This window comes from Lonsdalea iberica (assembly GCF_002111585.1).
Taxonomy (GTDB): domain Bacteria; phylum Pseudomonadota; class Gammaproteobacteria; order Enterobacterales; family Enterobacteriaceae; genus Lonsdalea; species Lonsdalea iberica.
This window is the reverse complement of record NZ_LUTP01000010.1, coordinates 1-24,507: the sequence shown is the minus strand read 5'-3', so window position 1 is coordinate 24,507 and position 24,507 is coordinate 1. Positions and strand designations below refer to the sequence as shown.

Below are 24,507 nucleotides of genomic sequence, written 5' to 3'. Positions count from 1 at the left end.
AGTTAGTATATCATAAAACTTCGGGGGACTATCTACTATGTCAATGAAAAACCTTAATGAAGTAAAAAATCAATTCAGAAGATTTCTGTACGTATAGAGAAACCCCTCAATGACATCCTTATCTGTGAAATTATTATTTACCTTGCGATATAAGTTTCTAGCACAATGACAAGCGTCGGACTTGTTGGAAAAGATATTTTTTAGAATAGTTATTAATTGTTCGGTATTATTTGGCATCATTAGATACCCTGTTTCATTGTCATCAATTAACTCACGACATCCCCTTACATCAGTCGTTACCACTACACGACCAGTAAATCCTGCTTCTATTAGGATTCTAGGCACACCTTCGCCATAGCGAGTAGGAAGAGCAACAATATCGACTTCAGATAATATATTATTCATATCATCTCGTTGGCCAATCCATCGGACAAACTTTCTATGACTTATATTTACGATTTCATGTTCCTGATAAGCATTACATGAAGCTGAGTCTAAAATACCGGCAATAATCAGTTCAAAATCTTGTCTTTCCTGATAAATAACATCCAGCGCTTCCAATAGGGTATCTAGCCCCTTATCCTTTAATAGCCTAGCAGCAAACAATATTCTTACCGTGTCACGTTCGAATATTTTTTCACTATAAACATACTTATTAGGATCAACACCCGCTCCAGAAACATGTACAGAAAGATGATTATTACCAATACCCAAGTTTCGAAAGAGCTCTTTATCTTCGTTATTCTCGAAAACAAAGGCACCTCGAGCACCTCGTCCAACATACTTATAAAGGATAATAACGATAGGTTTCAATATCCTAAGCAGGCTTGACTGACTAGAAAATATTGACCCAGTTCCTGTTATACTTTTTACAACAGGAATATTTAACCACTGACCAATTATCCCGGCATATAAATTAGGCTTTACTGTTATACTTTGAATAATATCGGGATGCAGTTTAGACACTATTTTATAAATTTCATACAGCGTACTTAACTCTGATAGTGGATTAATGCTATTGCGTGAAAGGTTGATGTCAAAACATTCGATGCCAAAAGCTTCCAGCTCACTTTTTACACCCTTGGTGACAAAGGATGATACTAGCTTCACACAGTAACCAGCCTCTATTGAGGCCATCGCTCTATTTAACCAGTGTAGTTTAAAGTACCAGTCTATGTTCACAACATAAAGCAGGGTCTTATTTTTCATGCTTTCCTGTACGCCCAACAATTCCATGATATATGCCTTTTATTATCATTTTTAAGTGTTCAACTCTAGGGTAAAGGAGCAGTGAGAATATGAATGCTTGCAACGATGATTTAATGAATACGTGTCTTTTCCAAACAGACGGCACATATTTTCTTTTCATCAAAAGATAGAAATTTCTATAAAAATAGTAATGACGAACAGGTGAGTGAGTGGTCAAGGCTCTTTTCAATACCACCAACGGCTTATCACCTATCTTGTGATAGGCATGTGCAGCATTTGCAATTAAGCAATTCATCCCGAATGATTTAGCTCTGAACCCCCACTCAATATCGACACAATCTATAAATAGTTCATCTTCCATCAATCCGACTCTTTTCAAGACGTCCGATTTAATCAAGCATCCGGATGATATAACAAAGTCACAAACTGTATATTCTTTATCAAAATCCGGGGTGAGTATAAATAATTTATTTCTTTCTGTTTTTACAGAAACACAGTGACTCTTTTTATCAGCATCATAATGAGCCGGGCCAATAGCGGCCACTTTGATATTGTTTTTCTCTGCTTTTTCTCTTGCTTGCAATAAGTCAAAAACCAACGTGGTTGAAGGGATTGTATCCTGATCGAACAAAATGACATTATGCATTTCTTTCTCGACGGCTTTTTTTATTCCTATATTTTGAGCTGTCGCTATACCTCTATTTTCATTCAGGGTAATCACTTCTACATTTTCAGGGAAATCCATATCTAACTTAGATGGGCAACTATTGTCGATTATTATTGTACTGTTTACCTGGTTTTTAATTATACCAATAAGAGTATTTAGTGCGGCCAAATCAGGATTGAAAGTTATAATAATAGCCGCAATGCTTTGAAATTTATCTTTCATTTTAATGTTAGCTTTCCGAACATTATATCTGTTTGCAAGGGGGGACAATGCAGTGTGTTATTAATTGATGATCACAAAAGCCGCATCTTAATGCGGCTTTATCAAGCATACTTAATCAATATGACAATGCTCGACTAGAGTAAAACGCTATCCTGAAGTTTTTTACCATTTTCATCTTTGGCAGATAAAATCACCAAATCGTTTTTAATCGGCCATTCGATGCCAATCGAGCTATCATTCCACAAAATAGACTGCTCAGATAATGGATTGTAATAATCAGTGCATTTGTAGACAAACTCGGCCTCATTACTTGTCACATAAAACCCGTGAGCAAAACCTTCTGGAACCCAGAGCTGTCGTTTATTTTCCGAAGAGAGATAAACACCAACCCACTGACCAAAGGAAGGCGAGTTTTTTCGTATATCTACGGCCACATCGAAAACTTCACCAGCGACAACTCGTACCAATTTACCTTGGGTATTTTCAGTTTGGTAGTGAAGTCCTCTCAGTATACCTTGTTTAGATTTTGAGTGATTATCCTGAATAAAAGTGCAGGGGCGTTTAACCACTAAATCTTCGAATTTTTTCTGCTGCCAGGTTTCCATAAAAAAACCACGCTCATCCCCAAAGATGGCGGGCTCGATAATTTTCACATCAGGTATAGCCGTTTCGATAATTTTCATAAGATCACTTATACGCTTGGATGTTGTTGAGGGCGGACTGCCAGTCGCTAGGGGCAATACCAAACTGCCTCTCGATCCTCTGACAATTGAGTCGGGAGTTGGCCGGACGTTGGGCGCGAGTGGGATAGTCGGAAGTCGAAATAGAGGACAATGTTGGCAGAGCCGGGAGTAACGCCGCCTTGCTTGCCTGCTCGAAAATAGCCTGTGCAAACTCGAACCAGCTGACGTACGGCATACCGGAGAAATGATACACGCCCCACTCGGGCGTGTTGCCGGCTTCAATAAATTCCACCATGTGAATCAACGCCGCAGCAATATCACCAGCGTAAGTCGGACCGCCAACCTGATCGCCCACGATGCTGAGCGCATCTCGAGTTTCGCCCAGACGCAGCATCGTCTTGACGAAATTATTACCATGTTCGCCAAACACCCACGCGGTACGCAGGATCAAATAGCGATCGGCCAGTTCAGCCACCGCATACTCCCCCGCGAGTTTGCTTTTGCCATAGATCCCTTGCGGTCCTACGGGCATCTCTTCACTGTAAATCTGATCGCTTTTACCATCGAAAACATAGTCAGTAGAGATATGCAGTAAGACAGCATCAACCTGTTTCGCAGCCTCAGCCAAATAGGCCGGGCCATCACGGTTGATACTATATGAGGGAGCGATCTCATCCTCAGCCTTATCTACAGCGGTGTGAGCGGCTGCATTGATGATGTAGTCTGGCTCAAACTGTTCTACCTTACGCATTACAGCATATCGATCGGTAATATCCAGTTCGTCACGGTCGACGGCCAATAGTTCAGCCTTTTCTTGTAATTGAGCGACCAAGCTCTGCCCTACCTGCCCCTGACTACCCGTGATTAGTATTTTCATTCTAGCTCCCGGACACTTCCGTCAGTTAAGTAAATTCATGATGTAGCGACCGTACTGATTTTTCATCATCGGATCGGCCAAAGTCGCTAATTGTTGGTCGGAAAGCCAACCGTTGCGCCAGGCAATCTCTTCCAAACAGGCGACCTGCAGGCCCTGCACATTTTCGATAGTCTGCACAAAGGACGATGCATCGTGCAGGCTTTCATGCGTTCCCGTGTCCAGCCATGCAAAGCCACGACCAAATAACTCGACACATAGCGAATTATCTTCCAAATACATCTGATTTAGGGAAGTGATCTCCAGCTCGCCGCGGTGGGAAGGCTTCACCTGCTTGGCGAAATCCACCACGCGGTTGTCGTAGAAATAGAGCCCGGTAATGGCATAGTTGGATTTAGGCTTGGTCGGTTTCTCTTCGATGGAGACGGCTTTCATATTGTTATCGAACTCAACCACGCCAAAACGCTCTGGGTCTTTCACCTGGTAGCCGAACACGGTTGCACCGTGCTCTTTGGCGGCGGCGTCCGCCAACATGCGGCTGAAAGACTGGCCATAGAAGATATTGTCGCCCAGCACCAAAGCACAGCGCTCATTCCCGATAAAGGATTCACCGATGATAAACGCCTGCGCCAGGCCGTCCGGACTAGGCTGTTCCGCATAATCGATATTGATGCCGAAATTAGAGCCGTCGCCCAACAAACGACGGAAGGCCTCGTTATCTTCCGACGTTGTGATGATCAGGACGTCCCGGATGCCAGCCAGCATCAGCGTGGAGAGCGGATAGTAGATCATCGGCTTGTTGTACACCGGTAGCAGCTGCTTCGACACGCCGCGCGTCAGGGGATACAGACGCGTACCGGACCCGCCTGCCAGAATAATGCCTTTCATGATGTCTCTCCCATACCCAGGCGCTCACGCGCATAGGAGCCATCCTGAACGCGGCTCCACCATTCCCGGTGAGTCAAATACCACTCCACGGTCTTACGAATCCCGGACTCGAACGTTTCCTGCGGTTTCCAGCCCAGCTCGCGGGCGATTTTACTGGCGTCGATGGCGTAGCGAACGTCATGGCCAGGACGATCTTTGACATAGGTAATCAGGTCCTGGTACTGGCTGACCCCATCGGGCTTTTTCGGCACCCGTTCTTCCAACAAGGCGCAGATGGTCTTCACGACGTCGATATTGGCTTTCTCGTTATGCCCCCCGATGTTGTAGGTCTCACCCACTTCGCCGGTGGTCACCACGGTATAGAGCGCTCGGGCGTGATCTTCGACGAACAGCCAGTCGCGGATCTGCATTCCGTTGCCATAGACCGGCAGCGGTTTACCTTCCAACGCGTTAAGAATGATCAGAGGGATCAGTTTCTCTGGGAAATGGTAGGGGCCGTAGTTGTTGGAACAGTTAGTGACGATCGTGGGAAGACCGTAGGTCCGCTGCCAGGCGCGCACCAGATGATCGCTGGACGCTTTCGAGGCGGAATACGGGCTGCTAGGCGCATACGACGTCGTTTCGGTAAACAGATCGTCCACGCCTTCCAGATCGCCATACACCTCATCGGTAGAAATATGATGGAAACGGAAACGAGATTTTTCCGCCTCGTTGAGCGACAGCCAATAAGCGCGAGCCGCTTCGAGCAGCGTGTACGTCCCTACGATATTCGTCTCGATAAACGCCGCAGGACCGTCGATGGAGCGGTCTACGTGCGATTCCGCAGCCAGGTGCATGACCGCATCAGGGCGGTGGCTCTGGAAAATATCGTCCAGCGCGGCGCGATCGCAGATATCCGCTTGAACAAAAGCATAACGCTCGTGGTCCTCAACGTCTGTTAACGATTCCAGATTCCCAGCGTAGGTCAGCTTATCCACATTAATCACGGCATCCGAGGTGTTGCTGATGATGTGGCGAACGACGGCAGAACCAATAAAGCCTGCACCGCCTGTAACCAGTATTTTCATAACGCTATATCCATCGCCTAGTTGTTCAATCACAAAGGAGTAGTAGGAGTATCAATCACAAAGGAGTAGTAGGAGTATCAATCACGCTACCGCCCTTAGGAGCACCCCTAAAGAATTCAGGAACGAGTTGAATATTAGTCAATAATCTTTCCTCAGGAAGAGGTAAATTGCCAAAATAGTCCACGCATTCTACATGCCCGAATACCCAAGGTGTAGTGACTCCTGCAGGAAGAGCGCCAAAAACAGTCAATTTTTATCTCCTTCACATTCACTCTTCTGTTGGCAAGAATCGACTCTAGCAATGAAAGGCAAAGGCAATAAATAAGCATTCTCTGTAATTGCACATGAAAGGAAACTTAACCCGTCTCCGACCTCTGCACGCTTCCGGCATGGGTAGGACACAATACAGCATAGTTGTTAGGGATAAAGGGGCGCTGAAAAGACAATTACGCAGGGAAACCGTGGGTTCGTCTGGTTGACATTGGCGAATTTCGGCCCCGATAAGGAGCAAACGGACGTCCCGAAAAGGACAACAGAGAAAGGCGTGAAGCGGAAAAGGCTCGCCCAAGGGAAGTCCCTTCAGGCGAGCCGTTACCGTACCAGGACTATCGGCGCAATAACTCGGTTAAGGCCTGGACGCAGGGTGACGCCAGTAGTTCAATATGATTCCCTTCGCCATAAACACCACGCAGCGTCGGCACCACCGACTGCCAATCGGGGAGCAGCTCAGGGGACGCTTCTTTCGCCATCAACAGAACCGGCGGCGTCGAAGGCAAGGCCGTCGGCCGGTAAGCAGTACGGATGTTCGTTGAGAAAACGCGATATATCCCCGCCAGAACCGACAACTTCGTCTGTTTAGGCAGCACCCCCTGAGCGGTCAGACGCTCCAGCATGACCTCCAACCGACGAGGCAGCGTGAGGCTGGCAAGGTACTCCTCGGTGAGTCCCAGAGAACATCCTCTCATTTCGAAAAGTTCAGCCAACGACATCAGCGCCTGCATGTCCGTGTGTTCTCGCGTTGCGGGCGCGGGCGCATCGGAGTCGACCAGCAGCAGCGATGCCGGCACGATCCCTGTCGTTTCCAGCTTGGCGGCTAGCTCCAATGCGACCCAGCCGCCGAACGAGTGCCCCAACAGATGCACATTTTCCGTCAGAGAGTAGCGGCTCAGCGCCTGCTGATAACACACCGCGGCCGCCTCAACGCTTGTATGGGGCACCTCACTGCCCCACAACCCACGCGGTTGCAGCCCCAGTACCGTCCACTCGTCGGGTAAGCGCTGCACCAGCGATTTGAATGCGAACACGTTATCGCCCGCCCCGGGGATGCAGAGCAGAGTCGGTCCCGCCCCGCTCCCGGCCTGCAGCGCCACCACAGGGTCCTCAGTGCTTTCCACTTCTGAGCAGCCAGTCTGCAACGCCGCGCTGATCGCCCGCCCCACCTCCTGCACGTAAGGCTCCGAGACTAAGCGCCGATGATCGCCGGGCACCGGAATACGACGAATGGACGACCTCGGCAGCACGCGTTCCCAACCAAGATATCGCCCTCCCTCAGACGGCTCATCTTGAGCGATAAAGAGATCCAACCTCAGCGGTAACGTCGGCACTCGATACTGCACTCGCAGCAAGGCCAAGCGGTGGCGCAGCCAGCCACGGTAATATGATGGTGGCCACTCCTCCGGGAAAATGCCCGTTTCGCGCCCGATGTCATAGTGATCTTCCAGCCGTCCTCGCCGCGCTCGCGCGATAGCGTCCGGTGGTAGCTCCACGGCGCCATTGGCCATAGCCTCTAAATCGCCGCGAACCAGGAATGCCATCATCTCCTCCTCGTCGGTCATCGCCAACAGCTCATCCATCGGGACGGTGAACCCCTCCGGCGAGTCCGGCAGCCGCGTGTCCAGCATGCCCATGAATTCGACCTGTTGATCTTGTCCCAGCAGCTGCGCCGCGATTTCATAGACCATCGTCCCGCCAAATGACCAACCAATCAGCCGATATGGTCCCTCTGGCTGGGCCGCGCGGATGATCCGAACATAGCGTGATGCCGCGGCCTCCAGCGTCGCGAAAGGCGGCTGGCTGCAATTCGGTCCTGGCAGCCCGTAAACTGGAATATCGTCATTAATGCAACGGGTCAGCAATGGTCCATAAAACAATTCGCCGCTGGCTTCCGGCACGATAAACAGCGGACGCTGCTCTCCCGTAGCGCGAAATAGGATGGCCTGCTCCGAACCGCGTCCAACCTGCGGGCTTTGGGTCTGGATCTCCGCCGCCAGCGCCTGCAATTGCGGCGCCGAAAACAGCAAAGACAGCGTCAGTTGCACCCCTTGCTGCCGCGCTTCATTCACAAGCCGCAGAGCCAGCAGCGAATGGCCGCCCAACGCAAAAAAGTCGTCGTAACGGCTGACTTCCTCCACTCCCAACAAACGCTGCCAGATCTTCGCCAGCGTGCGTTCGATACGCCCTTGGGGCGCCTCATAATCGCATCGCACTCGCGCGCTGTCATCCGGCTCAGGCAGCGCCGCGCGGTTTACTTTGCCATTAGGCGTCAGAGGCATATTCTCCAACTGCACATAGGCGGAGGGCACCATGTAGGCGGGCAGACGCGCGCCTAAACGCGCCTGTAGCGATGCAATGTCGACATCTGGCTCGGATGCGGTGAAATAGGCCGTCAGCTGTTTTTCCTGAGTCGCCGTCGTCCGCACCATCACCACGGCCTGCCGCACTTCGTCCTGCGCCTGCAACACCGCCTCGACCTCTTCGGGTTCAATGCGAAAACCGCGAATCTTCACCTGAAAATCATTGCGTCCCATAAACTCGATAGTGCCATCGGACAGCCAGCGCCCCAGATCGCCGGTCTTGTACATCCGCGCACCTGGTATGTTCGAGAAGGGATCGGGCAGGAAACGCTCGGTCGTCTGCTCGTCCAGATTCAGGTAGCCGCGCGCGACACCGGCCCCGCCGATATACAGCTCGCCGCTCACGCCGAGAGGCACCGGTTGGCGATAACGATCGAGGATGTAGATCGTGGTGTTGGCGATCGGTCGGCCAATCGGCATGCTTCCCGTTTCGGGAGCCACATTATTCATGCGGAAAGCGGTGGCATACGTCGTTGTTTCCGTCGGCCCATACATATGCAGGAAGTTCTGCGGCGGCCCGACGCGCAGCACCCGGCGCACAAACGTCAAATCGAGCGATTCGCCGCCGACCATCAGGTAACGCAGGTGGGGAAGCACCGGTTGCAGCGTCTCGGCATATTGATTGAACAGGGCGATGGTCATAAAGACGATACTGACCCGCTGACGCTGGATCTCGGCCGCGAAGCGCACAGGATCAAGCACGGTATCCTGACTGAACAGCACGATACAGCCGCCGTTAAGCAAGGGCCCCCAAATCTCCATCGTACTGGCGTCGAACGCCGGATTGGCAAGGCAAGCCACCCGGTCGCTCTGCCGAAACTCTGCATAGCCGTTGTTGATGGCCAGTTTCGCAATGTTGCGATGCTCCACCATCACGCCTTTCGGCTTACCGGTCGAACCGGAGGTGTACATGATGTAAGCAAGTTGGCCGCCGCCGCACGCCACGTTCGCGTTCTGGTCATACTCAGTGCCATCAGCCGCATTCGGTGGCGGGCAATCGACGTCGACCACCGCACACGCATGCGAGACACTGTCGAATGCATGGCGCGTTATCGCATCCGTAATCAGCACCTCGGACGCACTATCCGCCAAAACGTATTGCAGGTGCGCCTGCGGATATCCGCTATCCAGCGGCACATAAGCGCCGCCTGCCTTGAGCGTCGCCAATATCGCGACGATGAGCTCCCCGCTGCGCGCCAGTGCGATCGCCACCCGGCTGCCGGGCTGCACGCCAAGCGCCGCCAGCCGCGCAGCCAGTTGATTCGCTCTCGCGTTTAACTCGCCATAACTTACCTGCTGCTCACCGCAGCTGAGTGCCTGTGCATCAGGGTGCCGCAACGCCCTCTCCTCGAACAATTCAGGCAGGCTCTTCTGCGACGGGTATTCCGTCCGGGTCTCGTTGAAATCGCTCAGCACCCGCTGCCGTTCGGAAGAGGAGAGCAGCGGCACAGCCTGCATCGGTCGATACGGTTCAGACACCATGCCTCGCAGCAGCCGTACCCAATAGCGTAAATAGCGCCGTACAGTGACGTCGTCGAACAGAGAGACCGCATAATTCAGGCTCCCCACCAACCGCTCGTCTTCCTCGCGCAACTCCAGAATGAGATCGCACTGGGCGGTCTGCGTTTCATGGTGCAGCGGCGAGAGCATCAGTCCAGGCCACTCGGCGGATTCATTGGGGAGATTTTGCCACGCCAACATGGCCTGAAAGACCGGTCCATGCGACAAACTGCGGGCCGGAGTCAATGCTTCCACGACCTGTTCGAAGGGAATATCCGCATGCGCCAGTGCAGCCAGTTGGGTTTCCCGAATCTGCTCGATCAGTGCGACGGCATCGGGATCGGCGGACATATCAACGCGCAGAGCCTGGGTATTCACGAACATGCCGATCAGCGGTTCCAGCTCGCGCCGGTTACGACCGGCCACGGGGGTGCCAACCACCACGTCCTCTTGCCCCGACAGTCGGCTCAGCAGCGCCGACCAGCCCGCTAATAGCGTCATAAACAGCGTCCCCCCGCAGCGCTGACTCAAGGCTTTAAGCGACTGCGTCAACTCGCGATCCAGTTCTACCGTCAGGCTCGCGCCACGGTAATCCTGCACCGCGGGTCGGGGGCGATCGCTCGGCAACGCCAGACACGCCGGGATCCCCTGCAACTGGGTCACCCAATACGCTTGCTGAGCCTGAAGGACTTCACCCTGCGTATGCTCACGTTGCCACTCGGCGTAGTCGCCGAACTGGATCGTCATAACCGGCAGCGGGTCGGGTTGATCCTGTATAAAGGCCGAATACAGCGTGCGCAGTTCGTTCATAATCACGCCAAGCGACCAGCCGTCGGCGATGATATGGTGCAACGCCAGACGTAGCCAATGCTCCTGCGGCGAGATCTGAGTCAGCTGCCCCAGCGCTAAAGGACCGGCCGTCAGGTCGAACTCCGGCATAAATGACGCCCGCTCGTCATGCTGATCGTTCACTGTCGTTACATACAGCGGGAACCCCCGATCCTCCAACTCCACCACCTGCACCGGCTCGCCGTCCCGGCACGCGATGTGAGTGCGTAACGCGGCGTGGCGGGCAACGATACGATCGAGCGCGCGCTGTAGCGCCGACACATCAAGCACTCCTGAGAGTTTGATTCCGCCAGTAATGACGTAGGCCGCGCTGGCGTTGGCATCCCGCTGCGTCAGGAACCAGATGCGCCGTTGAGCCAGAGACAACGGCCGCGGTTTCTCGCTTCCACGCCGCCGAATCGGCGCCAAGTCGCTCTGCGCCGCCGCGCCAAGCACGGCGGCGACATCATACAGCGCAGGACGCGCAAACAGCGTCGCCAGAGAGAGCTCGAGGCCCAGCTCTTCGCGTAGTCGCGAAATCAGCTGCACGGCCAGCAGAGAGTGCCCGCCCAGTGCGAAAAAGTCGTCGTAACGGCTGACGTTTTCCACGCCTAGAAGCGTCTGCCATATCGCCGCCAGCGTCGTTTCCATGTCGCCCCGCGGCGCGGCGTAGGGCTGATGCGCAAACGCGGCCTGATCCGGGAGCGGCAAGGCTTTACGATCGACCTTGCCATTCGCGGTGAGCGGCATCTCAGCCAACGCCATCCAGGCGACGGGCAGCATATACGCGGGCAGTCGGGCGCTCAGTTGTTCACGCAGACCGTCAGCGCTGATCCCCTGAAGATCGTCGCTGGTGTAGTAGGCGACCAGCCGTTTGTCCTGCGTCTGATCTGTCAGGGACAAGGCTTCAACCACCGCCCCGCGGATCCCCTCGCACTCCAGCAATGCGGACTCGATCTCGCCCAGTTCGATGCGAAAACCGCGGATCTTCAATTGGAAGTCATTACGTCCAAGATAGTCGATCGTCCCGTCGCTCCGCCAACGCCCCAAATCACCGGTTCGATACATCCGCGCTTCTGCGTCCTGCACAAACGGGTCGGGCAGGAAACGTTCGGCGGTCAAATCCGGACGATTGACGTACCCGCGAGCAACCTGCGCGCCGCCGATAAACAGTTCGCCGCATACGCCCGGCGGCACCGGTTGCTTCTGACTGTCCAGAATATACACACGGGTATTGGCGATGGGACGACCGATGTGCATCGCCGTCTCATCGGCGTGGATGACGCCGGAAGTGGCGACGACGGCGTTTTCCGTCGGGCCGTAGTTGTTGAACAGGGTAAAGCGCGCCCCGGCGGGCGGGCGGCGTTTAAGCCTGTCGCCGCCGACCAGCAGCACCCGCAGCGTTGACGGCGATATACCCCGGGCGAACGCCAGCTCAGCGACGGGCGTCGGCAGAAAGCTGACGTCCAGCGGCTGCGCCGCCCACCATGCCAGCAGCTGCTGCGGATCCCGTGATATCTCCGGCGTCGGCATCACCAGCCTGGCCCCGACCGACAGCGGCGGCCAGATCTCCCAAGCCGCGGCATCGAATCCCAATCCCGCCACGCTGGACGACATGTCTTGCGCCCGCAAATCGAACGCCTCTTGGTGCCAGTGCACCAGATTGACGACATGCCGATGTTCGACCACAACGCCTTTCGGCTGGCCGGTCGAGCCGGAGGTATAGATAAGATAGGCCGGGTGACGAGGCGTCAGCCCCAGCGTTTCTGTTGGAAGGTTGTCCCGGGACAACTGCGCCCAAGGCCGGTTCCCCCCCTCCAGCAAGACCAGGGTCACCGCTGACGGCAGCGCCCCCAAACGCTCGCGTACGTCGCGGCGGGTCACCACCGCCTGCGGCGCGCTGTCTTCCAGAATATAGGCCAGTCGTTTCGTCGGCAGCGCTGGGTCCAGCGGCACGTAGGCGGCCCCTGACTTCAACGCCGCCAGCAACGCGACAATCAGATCGCAACCGCGATCCAGCGCGATAGCCACCCGATCGCCCGGTCTCACGCCCTGCGCCTTCAGCCAGTGCGCCAACTGATTAGCCTGAGCATTCAATTCGCCATAGCGCAGGCTCAGGCCGCCGCACAGCACCGCCTGCGCATCCGGTTGACGGGCCGCCTGCGTCTCGAACAGCGAATGCAGACTGTCCCCGGTTGGATAGTCGGCGTGCGTGGCATTGAAGTCGCACAGTACCTGACGGCGCTCCTCTTCCGACAATAGCGGCAACGCCGTCACCGGCGTTGACGGCGAAGAAACCATGCCGGCGAGCAGCCGCTGCCAATAGCCCAAATAGCGGCGCACCGTGCTTTCATCGAACAGTGCGCGGGCAAAATACAGCCCTCCGTCAAGCTCATCGCCCTGCTCGCTCAGGACCAGACTGAGGTCGAACGGCGACACCGTCGCCGCGTCTTGCAGCGGCGTCACCCCCACCCCCGGCAGCGCCAGCGCCCCTTCCGGCGTATTTTGCAGCGTCATCATGACCTGAAAGATCGGGCTGTGAGACAAGCTACGGGACGGCGCCAGCGTCTCCACGACCTGCTCGAACGGCATGTCGGCATGCGTCTGCGCTGCCTGCGCGGTCGCTTTCACCTGTTCAAGCAACGTCATGGCATTCGGTTGAGACGACAGGTCAATGCGTAGCGCCTGCGTGTTGACGAACATACCGATCAATGGCTCTACCTCGCGGCGATGGCGGCCCGCGTTAGGTGAACCGATCACCACATCCTCCTGACCGGACAACCGGCTCATCAATGCCGCCCAGCCCGCCATCAGCGTCATATACAGCGTGGCATTCCCGCGCTGGCTCAGCGCCTTCAGCGCCTGTGTGAGCCCAGCGTCCAGCGACACCGCCACGCGGCCGCCACGATAATCCTGCGTCTGCGGCCTGGAACGATCGGTCGGCAGCGTCAGACATTCGGGCGCGCCGCGCAACTGCTCCATCCAGTAATGCTGCTGCGCCTGCATCCGGTCGCCGCACAGATAGTGTTGCTGCCAGGCGGCATAATCGCCGTACTGGATCGGTAGCGCGGGCAGTGGATCGTTCTGGTGCTGATTAAACGCGGCATACAGCGTTCCAATCTCCTTCATCAGCACGCCGATAGACCAACCGTCGGCGATGATGTGTGCCTTGGCAGTCTCAGCCAGTGCTCTTTTTCCGATACCGTGACCAGTTGAGCCAGCGCCAGCGGCCCGGCCGTCAGATCGAACGTCGGCTGGAAGCTCGGTGGATCGCGCGGGTCGTCTAGCCCGACCACGCTGAGCGGAAAACCGCGGTTCTCCGCCTCAATCACCTGAACCGGCGTGCCGTCGCGAACCTCGATATGCGTACGTAACACGTCATGCCGCGCATAAACGCGATCCAGCGCCTGGCGCAGCGCCGCCGTATTCAGCGGCCCTTCAAGCTTCACGCCGCCCGCCAGCACGTAGGCGTCCCCAGATGCCGCGTCCATCTGGCTTAACACCCAGATTCGCCGTTGCGCCAGAGATAGCGGAGCGTCTACGCCTTCTTTCAAAGGCGGGATTTCGCTCAGCGTCTCCTGCGACGCGGCGTCCAGCGACGCGGCCAACCCGCTGATCGACGGAAAGGCGAATAACGTCGCCAGCGGTAGCGCCCGATGCAGCGCTTCCTGCACCCGGGAAACGAGCTGCATCGCCAGCAGAGAGTGCCCGCCCAGCGCGAAGAAGTTGTCGTGACGACTCACCTTTTGCACGCCGAGCAGAGACTGCCAGATCGCCGCCAGCGCCGTCTCCGTTTCCCCTTGCGGCGCTTCGTAGGGCTGCTGTGCATAGGCCGATTCATCCGGCGCAGGGAGTGCCTTGCGGTCTACCTTGCCGTTCGGCGTTAACGGCACATTCTCCAGCGCGACCCAAGCGGCAGGCACCATGTAGTCAGGAAGACGCTCGCTCAACGCCGTCCGCAACCCTTCGCGGGTGGGTGCCGTGTCTGCTTCCGCCACGTAATAAGCGACCAGTCGGGCTTCCTCATGTTCACCGCTCAGCGCCGTCACCACCGCCTCGCGCACGCCCACGCAGGCCAACAGCGCCGTCTCGATCTCGCCCAGTTCGATACGGAAACCGCGGATCTTGACCTGGAAGTCGTCGCGACCCAGATACTCCAGCACGCCGTCGGGCCGTCTGCGCCCCAGATCGCCGGTTTGATACATACGGGCATCGGTATCGCGGCAAAAGGGGTCGGGCAGGAAGCGCTCCGCCGTCAGGTCAGGACGGTTAAAATACCCCAGACTGACGCCATCGCCGCCGATGTAAATCTCGCCCGGCACGCCGGTCGGCACCGGCTGTCCTTCCGCGTCCAGCAGGTAGACCCGCGTATTGGCGATGGGATGACCGATAGGGACCGCCACCTCTTCAGCTCCGATGCGCCACGTCGTCGACCAAACCGTGGTCTCCGTTGGACCGAACATATTCCACAGCGCATCAACGCGCGGGATCAACGCCGCCGCCAGCGTCGGCGAAAAAGCCTCACCGCCTATCAATCCTGTCAAGCCGGGCGCGCCTGCCCAACCGGCGGCCAGCAACAGTTTCCACGTCGCCGGCGTGGCTTGAAACAGCGAGATCGCCTCCGCGTTCAGGTAACGCCCCAGCCGTTCGCCGTCCCGGCGCAGTGCATCGCTCGCCAGATGCAGTTGACCACCCACGATTAACGGCAGGTAAATTTCCAGAACGTGGATATCAAAGGAGACGGTCGTGACCGCCAGCAGTCGGGTATGCGACGCCGCCTGATGCTGATGTCGCTGACTGTGCAAGAAATTCACGACGGCCCGGTGCGGCACCGTCACGCCTTTGGGACGGCCGGTCGAGCCGGAGGTATAAATGAGATAAGCCGGATGCTTCGCCGTCAGCCCACGCGAAACCGGGGCAAGATTGGCCTCGGCGCATCGCGTCCACGGACCGATTGCCTCATCACACTCCAGCAACGTGGCCGAGTCAGGCAGCTCGCCCAGCGCCCCGCGCGTTGTTTGCGAAGCGATCACCACGATAGGCGCGCAGTCATGCAGCAACGCGTTAAGTCGCGCCGACGGCTGGGCCGGGTCCAAAGGTACATAAGCGGCCCCCGCCTTAAGCACCGCCAGCAACGAGGCAACTAACTCAGGGCCGCGCGGCAGCGCCACGGCCACCCGGGTCTCCGGGCCGGCTCCGTGCGCCACGAGCCAGTGCGCCAATTGGTTAGCCATGCGGTTAAGTTCGCCGTAGCTCAGCGTCCGTTCGTCGGAGACCACCGCCAGCGCCTCAGGTTGCGCGGCGGCCTGATATTCGACCAATTCGTGGACGCAGGCCTCGCGGGGGTAGTCCACCCGCATCGCATTAACCTCGTCCAGAACCTGTCGCCGCTCATCAGCAGACAGTAGCGGCAGCGACTGCACCGCGCAGTCAGGCTGTTCCGCCATACCACGTAGGATCCGCAGCCAGTAGCTCAGATAACGCCGCACCGTGTCCGCGTCGAACAGGGCCTTCGCATAGCACAGCGTCCCTTCGCATCCCCCGTCGGTTTCCGTCAACGTCAGATTCAAATCGACCTGCGCCATCGTGGCTTCGCCCTCCAACGGCGAAGCCACAACGCCGGGCAGGGTAAACGGCTGCTGCGGCGTATTTTGCAACGACAGCATCACCTGAAACAGCGGGCTGTGAGACAGGCTGCGGGTCGGCGCGACCGCTTCCACCACCTGCTCCAAAGGGATGTCGGCGTAACGCTGGGCCGCCAGCGCCGTGTCCCGCACCTGCATCAGCAGCGCGGGCGTATCCAACGGATCCGAGAGATCGATTCTCAGCGCCTGCGTGTTGACGAACATGCCGATCAACGATTCGACCTCGCGGCGGTGACGCCCAGCCGTCGGGACGCCGATGACGATGTCGTCCTGAGCGGACAGACGCCTCATCAACGCCGCCCACCCTGACAACAGTGTCATAAACAGCGTACACCCGTGGCGCCGCGCCAGCGCTTTCAGCTCGTTCAGCAACTTCGCGTCCAGCGTCACTGACGCGCAGGCGCCGTCGTAATCCTGTACCCGCGGACGCGGGCGATCGGTCGGCAGCGCCAGACACGTCGGCGCCCCCCGGAGTTGCATCCGCCAGTAGTCGCGCTGCGTTTCCAGCGCCTCGTCACTCAGCTGCGCATGCTGCCACGCCGCATAGTCGGCATATTGAATCGGCAGCGGCGGCAAAGGATCGGGCTGTCCCTGGCTAAACGCCGTATAGAGGGCGTTCAACTCATGCAGAAAAATCCCGAGCGACCACCCGTCGGCAATCAAGTGATGCAGCGCAACGCGCAGCAGGCACTCCCCGTCGCCCAGACATACCAGCTGTCCGCCCAGCAGCAGGCCGGCTTCCGGATCGGGCCGCGGCGTGAAATCCGGTAGTGGTTCCGAGGCATCCGATAACGTCCGGATTTCCAGCGCGAAACCGCTATCGGCGGAAGCGATGAGCTGACGCGGCGTACCCGCCACGTTGATCACCCTCGTTCGTAGAATCTCATGACGGGCGACAATGCGGTCCAACGCCGCCTGTAGCGCCGCCATATTCACCTGGCCACTAAGCCGATAGGCGATGCTCAGGAGATAACGCTCCGGCGCTTGCGACTCCATTTGCGACATAAACCACAGCCCGCGCTGGACGGGCGCCAGCGGCATCCCGCCTTCGACGCGCGTCGCAAGAGGGATCGGTTGTCGACGGCCCGCGGCCTTCGGCTTAAGCCCCTTGGCTTTTGCCAGCGCCAGCAGTTTGGCCTTTTGCTCCCGCGTGAGGGGCTGGACAGAGGATGAGGTTTCTTCCGTGTTCTGCATTATTCTTCTCCTTCCATTGATGCCGCCATATCCAGCAGCTCAGCGATATCAAACTCTTCGATGCTCAGGTCCAGGATCCGCTCGCTGAGCGCGCTCAGACTCGGATGAGCAAAAATTTCCGCCAACGGCACGTCGACGTCCAGCTCAAGCCGTAGTCGAGACACCAGCTGCACTGCCAGCAGCGAGTGCCCGCCCAGTTCGAAAAAGTTGTCGTGACGGCCGATACGCTCGACGCCCAGCAATGACAGCCAGATTGCCGCTACCGCCTGTTCCGTTTCATCTTGCGGCGCTTCGAATGCTGCATGCGCGAACGCATCATCCCCCGGTTCCGGCAACGCGCGGCGGTTCACTTTTCCATTGGGCGACAGAGGGAACTCGGTCAATGCCACCCAGGCCGCGGGCACCATATAGGCCGGCAGTTGCGCCACGAGATGGGCGCGCATCGCCTCGATTTTCGCGCTCCCCTGGTAGTAAGCGACCAGCCGTGTTTCTCCGCCGCACTCACGCGGAACCACCACCGCCGCCACAACGTCCGGACATCCGCTCAGACAGGCTTCCACCTCGCCCGGCTCGATGCGGAATCCCCGGATCTTGACCTGGTCGTCGTCGCGTCCCAGATAGTCGAGGATGCCGTCCTTGCGCCAACGCCCCCGGTCGCCGGTTTTGTACATTCGCGCGTCCGCCTCAGAGGAGAAAGGATCCCGGATAAACCGCTTGGCGGTCAGCGCCGGCTGATTCAGGTAACCTCTCGCCACGCTGACGCCGCCGATATAGATCTCCCCCGCCACGCCGACTGGCACGGGTTCGCCTTTTTGATCGAGGAGATAGAGTCGGCTGTTGGCGATAGGACGCCCGATAGGCGGTTGGGACACCCCGTTCGAAAATGTCGCCGGACAGACGAATTCACTCGCCACATGCGTTTCCGCCGGGCCGTACTGGTTGTGAAGCCGGACATTCTCCGAGTGCTGGAACAACGCCCGCACATCAGGACCGAGGCGCAGCGCCTCGCCGCTGGCGATAATCTCCATCGACGGCGGCACGCGTTCCGAAGCGCGATACATCTGCGCCAGCGCAGGCAAAACTGACGGCGGAATAAAGGCCCGCTCGACGTGCTGCTGCTCGAGTAAGTCCGCCAGCCGCGGCATATCGAGCCGCACATCATCCGGGACAATGATCAACCGCCCCCCGCCGGTCAACGCGCTGAGGATCTCTTGGCTCGCCACATCGAAACCAAAAGAAGCAAACTGCAACGTGACGCCGACGGGGCGCTGATTCTGCCAATGCACCAAATTGACCAGCGGCGCGTGCGGCATCGCCACGCCTTTGGGGCGACCGGTCGAGCCGGAGGTATAGATGGTGTAAGCCAGATGACGCGGGGTCAGTCCGATACATTGCGGATCCGGATTGCTGCGCTCTGACTTGGCCCACAGCGGCTCATCCGCACTCAGGTCGAGGATGGGCGGCAACGCGGAACAAGATGCCAGCGAAGAGCGACCGACGTCGTCACACAGTACCGCCAGCGGCGTGCAGTCGGCGATCATGTGAGCCAAACGCTCGGTAGGATAGAGGGGATCAAGCGGCACATAAGCGCCGCCGGCTTTCAGGATCCCCATCAGCGCCACGACCATGTCCGGACCTCGTGTGACGCAGATCGCCACGCGATCGTCCGGACGCACGCCCTCAGCCATCAGCCAGTGCGCCAGTTGGTTGGCCCGCTCGTTCAGCTCGCCGTAACTCAGCCGCCGTTCGCCGCTGACCAGCGCCGTTGCTGTCGGCTGCCGATGCGCCTGTATCTCAAACAGTTCATGCAGACAACGGTCTGCCGGACAGGCGGACTCCGTGGCGTTGAACGCCGTGAGCACCCGCTGCCGCTCAGCGGCGGAGACCAGCGGCAACGTGGCTACCGGCTGCGCGGCGGAGGCGACCATCCCTCGCAACAAACGCTGCCAGTAGTCCAGATAACGCTGGGCGGTATCCTCATCAAACAGCGCGGTCGCGTAATACAGCGTGCCTTCCAGCCGCCCGTTCGTCTCACGTAATTCCAGATTCAAATCGAACTGGCAGGTCGCCGTCTCGTTAGGCAACGGCGACACATGAAGCTCAGGTAACTCAATCGCCATTTCAGGTAGATTGTGCAGCGCCATCATCACCTGGAAGATGGGACTGTGGGACAGCGTGCGCACCGGCGCGACGGCTTCAACCACCTGTTCGAACGGAATATCGGCGTGGCTCTGCGCCGCCAGTGTGGTACGCCTGACCTGCGCCAGCAGCGCCGCAGTGTCCATCTCTGGCGTCACGGCAACCCGCAGCGCGAGCGTGTTGACGAACATCCCGATCAGCGGTTCGATTTCCTGTCGATCGCGCCCGGCGATAGGTGACCCGATCACGATGTCATCCTGCCCGGAAAGGCGGCTCATCAACGCAGACCAACCGGCTAACAGCGTCATATACAGCGTACAGCCGTGTTGCTGACCTAACGTCTTCAACGCCTGCGTCAGGTCGGCGTCCAGCGTCAGGGTTTTATACGCCCCGGCAAAGCGCTGCAACGGCGGACGGGGTCGGTCCGTCGGTAACGTCAGAGTGTCAGGCGCGCCGCGCAGCTGTTCGACCCAGTAGCGTTGCTGCTCCTGCATTCGCTCGCCCTGCAAATGTTGTCGCTGCCAAGCGGCATAGTCGCCGTATTGGATAGGCAGCGGCGGCAGCGGGTCGGGCTGTCCCTGACTCAATGCGCTATAGAGGGTACCTAGCTCGCGCATCAGAATGCCGACCGACCAGCCGTCAGCGATAATGTGGTGCAGCGCCAACCTCAGCCAGTGTTCCTGCGGGGAAATACGGAGCAGTTGCCCCTGCGCCAGCGGACCGGCAGTGAGGGACATGGACGGCGTGAACGGTTCCGGGCGATCTTGGCTGCCGCTCATATCCAGCCGGTACAGGGGGAAACCGCTCTCCGCGGGAGCAATCGCCTGCACGTCAACGCCGTCCCGGCGCTCGATGTGCGTGCGCAGTGCCGCGTGGCGCATGACGATACGATCCAGAGCCTGTTGCAACGCGGCGAGATTCAGATGTCCCTGGAGCCGGATCCCGCCGGTGATCATATAGGCCGCGCTTGCCGCCGGATCCATTTGCACCAATAGCCAGAGGCGTTGCTGCGCCAGCGACAGCGGCGGCTCAGCCGCCGCCAGGGGAGAAATCGCCGGTAAAGGCGGTACCGCCTTCTCGCCCAACGCTTGCGCCATCTCACACAATGTGGGGTGCATGAACAGCGTTTTCAGGTCCAGCTCCCGCTGCATTTCGCTGCGAATACGCGAGATCAACTGCACCGCCAGCAGCGAGTGCCCGCCCAACAGGAAGAAGTTATCCCGGCGCCCCACCTTCTCCACGCGCAGCAACGTTTGCCAGATGGCGGCTAACGTCGGCTCCACCCGACCCTGCGGCGCTTCATAGCGCTGTCTTATAAATGCGGAGTCATCCGGCTCAGGTAGCGCACGCCGGTCAACCTTGCCATTGGCCGTCAGAGGCAGGCTTTCCAGCGGCACCCAGGCCATCGGCACCATGTATTCAGGCAATCGCGCCAGTAGCTGTTCTCGCAGCGCATCAATAGAAGGTGCATTCGTACCTTTCTCCGCCAGATAGTAGGCGATCAGACGTTTTTCCTGAGCGGCGCCCCCCTGCGCAACCACCACGGCCTGCTGGATCCCCTCGCAGTGCAACAAGGCATCTTCGATTTCGCCGAGCTCGATGCGAAAGCCGCGGATCTTCACCTGGAAGTCGCAGCGTCCCAGAAACTCGATCGTGCCGTTGGCGCGCCAGCGCCCCCAATCGCCGGTACGGTACAGTCGCGCATGCGGCTCAGAGGAGAACGGGTCGGGAATAAAGCGCTCGGTAGTGAGATCCTGACGGTTGAGATACCCGCGCGCCACCTGCGCGCCGCCGATATACAGTTCTCCGCACACCCCTACCGGAACAGGCTGCATTCGCGCATCCAGAATATAGGTTTGGGTGTTGGCGATGGGACGGCCGATGTGCAGCAGCGCTTCATCGGCGCTGATGTCTCCGGAAGTCGCCACCACGGTGTTTTCGGTCGGGCCGTAGTTGTTCATCAGGGTGAAGCGCGCCCCGGCAAACGGTCGGCGATTCAGCCGATCGCCGCCGACCAGCAGCGTGCGCAGCGTGGCCGGTGCGGCCTCGCGGACAAACGCCAGTTCAGCGATGGGCGTCGGCAGAAAACTCACGTCAAGCGGCTGCGCGCACCACCACGCCAGCAGTTGATCCGGATCGCGGGCGATCGCGGGCGAGGGCAGCAGTAACCGCGCGCCCACCGATAGCGCGGGCCAGATCTCCCAGACGGCCGCGTCGAAGCCCAGACCCGCCACGCTGGAAACGCAGTCCCGTGAGCGCAGGGCGAAGGCCTCGCAGTGCCAATGCACCAAATTGATGATATTGCGATGCTCGACCATGACGCCTTTCGGGCGACCCGTCGAACCCGAGGTGTAAATGAGGTACGCCAGATGAAACGACGTCAGCCCTGCCGCCGCAAGCGGAATGTTGTCCTGCGGGTAGCGCGTCCACGGACGGGCGCCGCCGTCAATGACCAGCGTATGAGGATGGCGCGACGGTTCCCCCAGTCGACTACGCAGCGCACGTTCTGTGATGATGGCCTGCGGCCCACAGTCTTCCAGCAGATAGGCCAGACGTTCAGCGGGCGTCGCCGGATCAATCGGCACATAGGCTCCGCCAGCCTTCAGCGTCGCCAGCATCGCGACGATCAGATCGCAGCTGCGCTCCAGCACTATCGCCACTCGGCCATCCGGCCGGACGCCCTGTGCCATCAGCCAGTGGGCCAGTTGGTTAGCGCGCCGGTTCAGCTCACCGTAGCTCAGGCGTTCTCCGTCGCACTCCACCGCCGCCGCGTCCGGCTGTCGCTCCGCCTGCTCTTCGAACAGCGTATGCAGGGCATTTTCGGCCGGATAGTCGGCACGCGTGGCGTTGAAGCCGAACAATAGCTGGCGGCGTTCGTCGTCGGGTAACAGCGGCAGCGTCTGCACCGGCTGATGCGGATCCGCCGTCATCCCCCGCAACATTGCATGCCAGTAGTCCAAATAGCGCCGGACCGTCGCGGCGTCAAACAGTGAGGTGGCGTAGTAGAGCCGTCCGGTGATCCGACCGTCGGCCTCACGGAGATCCAGACTCAGATCGAATTGGGCCGTCTCCACGGGATCAGCAATCAGGGAGGCTTTCAGTCCAGGAAGCGTAAACGCCACCTCCTGCGTATTCTGCAACGCCAGCATGACCTGAAATACCGGGCTGTGAGACAGACTACGAGCAGGCGCCAGCATCTCCACCACCTGCTCGAAGGGAAGATCCGGATGTTCCTGCGCCGCCAGCGTCATCGCCTTCACCTGCGCAAGCAGCGCGATGGTATCCGGCTGTTCCGACAAATTGACGCGCAGCGCCAGCGTATTGACAAACATGCCGATCAGCGGCTCAAGCTCCTGACGGCCGCGGCCAGCGACCGGGCTGCCGATCACGACATCCTCCTGACCGGACAAACGGCTCATCAGCGCCGACCAGCCCGCCAGCAGTATCATGAACAGCGTCGCGCCATGACGCTGACTCAGCGACTTCAGATCCTGCGTCAACGACGGATCCAGCTCAATGTCCAGGCTGGCGCCGCGATAATCCTGCATCGGCTGACGCGGTCGGTCGCTGGGCAGCGTCAGGCAATCCGGGATCCCGCTCAGCTGTTTTTCCCAATACGCCTGCTGGGCGCGCAGCACCTCTCCCTGCATGTGTTGCTGCTGCCAGGCCGCGTAGTCACCGAATTGGATCGCCAGCGGTGGTAACGGATCGCCGCGGCCCTGACTGAACGCGATGTACAGGCTTTGCAGTTCCTGAAGAAAAATGCCGACCGACCAACCGTCGGCGACCAAATGATGAAACGACAAACGCAGGTGGTGTTCCTGCGCGCCGACCGCGATGAGCTCGCCGTGCGCCAAGGCGTCCGAGGCGGACTCAGATGCCGTATCAGGCGTCGCTATCGGCGCGTCCGAGGTTGTACGTCGAAGCGGGAATCCACTGCCGTCAGAAGCGATAACCTGCACCGGCGCGCCGTCACGTTCAGCAATACAAGTGCGCAGCGCGGCGTGACGATCCACGATACGATCGAGCGCCTGCGCTAGCGCCGTGACGTTAAGCTCGCCCTCGATCCGGATCGTAAATGCAATGAGGTATGCCGCCCGCGCGGTGTCATCCATGCGCGACAGAAACCACAGTCGTTGCTGAGCCAAAGACAGCGGAGGATGAACGCCCTCCGCCAACGGCACGATGTCGGGCAGATGCCCGTCGGTCGGCGCGATGTCCAACGTGGCCGCCAGTTCATGCAGCACCGGACAGTCAAACAATGTCGCGACCGACAGCTCCCGCTGGAGTTCGCTACGCACGCGGGAAATCAGCTGCACCGCCAGCAGCGAGTGACCGCCCAGCGCAAAGAAGCTGTCGTGGCGCCCGACTCGCTCCACGCCCAATATCGAGCGCCAGATCGACGCCAGCGTCGTTTCCGTATCGCCGCGCGGCGCCTCATAAATCTGATGCTCGAACGCCTCAAGATCCGGGGACGGCAGCAATGGGCGATCCACCTTACCGTTCGCCGTCAGCGGCACGGCGTCCAACGCCACGTAGGCCGCCGGGACCATAAATGCCGGTAAGCGTTTACCGAGCTGAGCCTTGAGCGCTTCCGTCGTCGGAGCCTGTCCCCGCTCATCCGCAACATAGTAAGCGATCAGCCGTTTATCCTGCGTCTCCGTGCCTGTCGCCGTGACCACCGCTTGTTTTACGCCCTCACAGGCCTGGAGCGCAGACTCGATCTCCCCAAGCTCGATGCGGAACCCGCGGATCTTCACCTGAAAATCATTGCGGCCGAGATACGTCACCGAGCCGTCTTCCCGCCAGCGGCCCAGATCGCCGGTGCGATACATTCGCGCCCCCACTTCACCGCTGAACGGGTCGAGCGGGAATCGCGCTTCCGTCAGCCCAGGCTGATTCAGATAGCCCCGCGCAACCCCGGCGCCGCCGACATACAGCTCGCCCGTCACGCCCAG

Annotated in this window: 9 protein-coding genes; all 9 read right to left on the bottom strand. The window is 58.5% G+C overall.

Annotated features, from left to right (window positions below; translation table 11 throughout):
- Positions 1-69 precede the first annotated feature (69 nt).
- The 9 genes from AU511_RS05545 to AU511_RS05505 all read right to left on the bottom strand — a co-directional run bounded on the left by AU511_RS05545 (position 70) and on the right by AU511_RS05505 (position 24,501).
- Entirely contained in the window at positions 70-1,236 is a 1,167-nt protein-coding gene (locus tag AU511_RS05545; RefSeq protein ID WP_094109049.1) for a glycosyltransferase family 4 protein, read from the bottom strand.
- Positions 1,199-2,098, bottom strand: a complete 900-nt coding sequence (locus tag AU511_RS05540) for a glycosyltransferase family 2 protein (protein WP_094109048.1) — start codon at positions 2,096-2,098, stop codon at positions 1,199-1,201. The genes AU511_RS05545 and AU511_RS05540 overlap by 38 nt, the downstream gene beginning before the upstream one ends.
- Positions 2,099-2,232: 134 nt before the next feature.
- Entirely contained in the window at positions 2,233-2,781 is a 549-nt protein-coding gene (rfbC, locus tag AU511_RS05535) for a dTDP-4-dehydrorhamnose 3,5-epimerase (protein WP_094109047.1), read from the bottom strand.
- A gap of 4 nt (positions 2,782-2,785) precedes the next feature.
- Entirely contained in the window at positions 2,786-3,658 is an 873-nt protein-coding gene (gene rfbD, locus AU511_RS05530) for a dTDP-4-dehydrorhamnose reductase (RefSeq protein ID WP_094109046.1), read from the bottom strand.
- A gap of 21 nt (positions 3,659-3,679) precedes the next feature.
- Entirely contained in the window at positions 3,680-4,543 is an 864-nt protein-coding gene (rfbA, locus tag AU511_RS05525) for a glucose-1-phosphate thymidylyltransferase RfbA (RefSeq protein WP_094109045.1), read from the bottom strand.
- Positions 4,540-5,610 carry a dTDP-glucose 4,6-dehydratase gene (gene rfbB / locus AU511_RS05520; protein WP_094109044.1) on the bottom strand — a complete coding sequence of 357 codons (1,071 nt, stop codon included), beginning with the start codon at positions 5,608-5,610 and terminating at the stop codon, positions 4,540-4,542. The genes rfbA and rfbB overlap by 4 nt, the downstream gene beginning before the upstream one ends.
- Before the next feature lie 605 nt (positions 5,611-6,215).
- Positions 6,216-13,700 (bottom strand): non-ribosomal peptide synthetase, encoded by a 7,485-nt coding sequence (locus tag AU511_RS05515; RefSeq protein WP_139829357.1) that lies wholly within the window; start codon positions 13,698-13,700, stop codon positions 6,216-6,218.
- Complete coding sequence (locus tag AU511_RS05510) at positions 13,700-17,410, bottom strand: non-ribosomal peptide synthetase (RefSeq protein ID WP_094109042.1); 3,711 nt, start codon at positions 17,408-17,410, stop codon at positions 13,700-13,702. The genes AU511_RS05515 and AU511_RS05510 overlap by 1 nt, the downstream gene beginning before the upstream one ends.
- On the bottom strand, positions 17,410-24,501 hold the full coding sequence (locus AU511_RS05505; RefSeq protein WP_205756428.1) for a non-ribosomal peptide synthetase: 7,092 nt from the start codon (positions 24,499-24,501) through the stop codon (positions 17,410-17,412). The genes AU511_RS05510 and AU511_RS05505 overlap by 1 nt, the downstream gene beginning before the upstream one ends.
- Between the last annotated feature and the right edge of the window lie 6 nt (positions 24,502-24,507).